The following is a 2,260-nucleotide window of genomic DNA, read 5'->3' on the forward strand; positions in this document are numbered from 1 at the left end:
CAAGGAGCCGGAGGCACGGTCCGTGTTCCCTACCGCGGCAGGTGGGAGACGCTGTCCACAGGTCAGCAGGCCGTCAAACAGTCCCACGCGAAGATCCGGACCCTGGTCGAGCAGGCCGTCGCCACCCCCGTGTCTGGCGGCTTCTCCGCAAGCTCCGCTACTCGACCATCCGCATCACGAGCCTTGTTCAGGCTGTCCTCACCCCGCATCTGGCCAGCTCAGCCTGAAGATGGAAAAGGCTGTGCTGACGAAGTCGCCCAACTTCCGGACAGTGTCCAAAGGGGAGTTGACACTGTCATCCGGCTCGGTCAGGCCAACCGCGAGAACGACGGAGCCCTGCGGGTGACGATGAGTATGGTTACCCACTCGACCAGGGCGTGCGGGACGTCGAGTACGGCAGGATAGGGAACCAACGAGGCTCCTGCGCTGATGAGGTGAGACGTCGAAACACCTCTCTCAACGACACAGGAGCCTCGTGCGGTGCGGGAGCTACCTCGTCACCCGATCAGCAACTGTCGGATAGGCAGCCCTCTTCTCCCTGCACGCAGACAATCCGGCACCCCGTCAAGATCTCGTGGGAATCCAACCGCCACGCGGTTTCCAGCACACTGTCAAGATCACTCTTCTTCTTGACCGTGAGAGTCTGAACGCGATTCTCGACATCCGTCGTTTCCAAGAGCACTTCATTATCGGCCATATCGAAATGCTGGTGGAGAAGCGTGAGGCCGAAGCGGCTGAGTGCGCCATGCTTCTTGAGTACTTCCCTGACTTCTTCGAAGCAGGGCTGGTCCTTTTCGGAGAACGGCTCGACTTCGCGGACGTGCGGCAGCTCCGTCATGGCTTCGGGCATTTTTCCCCTTCTCTTAACTTTCCTTTGCATCTCCATGGGAGGATTTTTTACCCCCCGAAAGCGTGAAGGCCTCGGTCAAGTCGGCAAGTTCGACGCTCACGAGAGTGTGCTTCTTTCCGAACAAAACTAAAGCTAGGTTACGCCCCCAATAGTTGTCAACGCACTCAGGTTCATCCCTTACGTCTCACGTGACGCAGCGTGCCGAGGGGAGGGAATCGCGTCAAGGACTCCCCCTTTCGCTCGTCTTGATACCCGCGGGGCATTAGCAGAGGTTGTCGTTAGGGTTCTACTGACAAAGCTACAAGGGCAAGCCAGAGGCCGTCGCTGGAGACCGTTCCGATCGAAAGCAAAACTGTGACTGTCTAGAGTGTCAGCTATCACTTCAGACCAACTACTTGACCTTTGACCGAGGCGAGCCAAGACTCGGAACTGAAGATCACCGCGGGCGTGGGTTGGCCGAAGCGGGGGTGTCAGGGAGCTGCTGGCGAAGATCGCCACCGTCGCACTTGCAAACTTGGCCGACACCCTTACTGGAAACCGCGTGGCGGTCGGATGTCGACGACTGCTTGACCGGGTGCGTCATTGGTTGCGTACCGGGGACTAACCACACCGGGGCCCCCTGTCGATCGGGTGAGGTTCCGCGGAATCGGCCCGGCGCCAGATGGCGCCCGCCAGGATGGGGCGGGTGACAACCACCCCAGACCCCTGGCACCACTACGGCCGCACCCGTGCCGAACGTGACCGCGCGGTCCCTGACGCCTTCCACTGGACCTGGAGCCAGGACGGGGGCCCCGGCCCGGAGCTCCTCGGGGACTTGGCTGGGCAAGTGGTCGGCGACCTCGGCGCCGGTGCCGGCCGGCATGCAGCCCATCTGGTCACCCACCACAAACCCGCCCAGGTCGTCGCCGTCGACGCTTCACCCGCGCAGCACGCCATGGCCACCGACCTCTACGGCTACCTCGCCCCGCGTCTGCGCATCGTGGGATCCGACGTCGTGGCGCACCTGCACGCTATGCCCGAGGCGTACGACGTGCTGTACAGCGTCTTCGGGGCGCTGGACTTCACCGACCCACGTGAGGTGCTGCCAGCGGCCGCCGTCGCGCTGCGGCCGGGCGGGCGGCTGGTGTTCTCGAGCCTCGCCCACTATCTGAACGGCACGCCTGCACAGGCTGATGTGGTGCCGGCAGATCTCCCGGCGAAGGCACCGGACGGTTCCGCGGCCACGATCCGGCGGTGGGTACTCCAGGAGCAGGTCTGGACGAAGGTCCTTGACGAGTCCGGCTTCACCCGCATCAGCGTCAACGTCCTGCCAACGACCTCGGAAGGGCCACGCTGAACCGCCCCGGGTTCGGTGGAGAACTCAGACTGTGGTGGTGACCTGGGGTTTTGTGAGTTCGGTGTAGTAGTTGG

Annotated in this window: 2 protein-coding genes and 2 pseudogenes; 2 read left to right on the plus strand and 2 right to left on the minus strand. The window is 62.8% G+C overall.

The window, feature by feature from the left end:
- Nucleotides 1–227 (plus strand): annotated as a pseudogene (locus IE313_RS34515) (IS5/IS1182 family transposase); the annotation flags it as partial.
- 111 nt (nt 228–338) lie between these two features.
- On the opposite strand, the pseudogene IE313_RS34520 reads toward IE313_RS34515, so the two are convergent.
- Both IE313_RS34520 and IE313_RS34525 read right to left on the minus strand, forming a co-directional pair.
- Nucleotides 339–413 (minus strand): annotated as a pseudogene (locus IE313_RS34520) (IS5/IS1182 family transposase); the annotation flags it as partial.
- 92 nt (nt 414–505) lie between these two features.
- Complete coding sequence (locus IE313_RS34525) at nt 506–886, minus strand: hypothetical protein (protein WP_189939322.1); 381 nt, start codon at nt 884–886, stop codon at nt 506–508.
- A gap of 649 nt (nt 887–1,535) precedes the next feature.
- On the opposite strand from IE313_RS34525, the gene IE313_RS34530 reads away from it, so the two are divergent.
- Entirely contained in the window at nt 1,536–2,186 is a 651-nt protein-coding gene (locus IE313_RS34530; protein WP_189939324.1) for a class I SAM-dependent methyltransferase, read from the plus strand.
- Nucleotides 2,187–2,260: the final 74 nt, after the last annotated feature.

This window comes from Streptomyces sulfonofaciens, from assembly GCF_014656295.1.
Lineage (GTDB): Bacteria > Actinomycetota > Actinomycetes > Streptomycetales > Streptomycetaceae > Streptomyces > Streptomyces sulfonofaciens.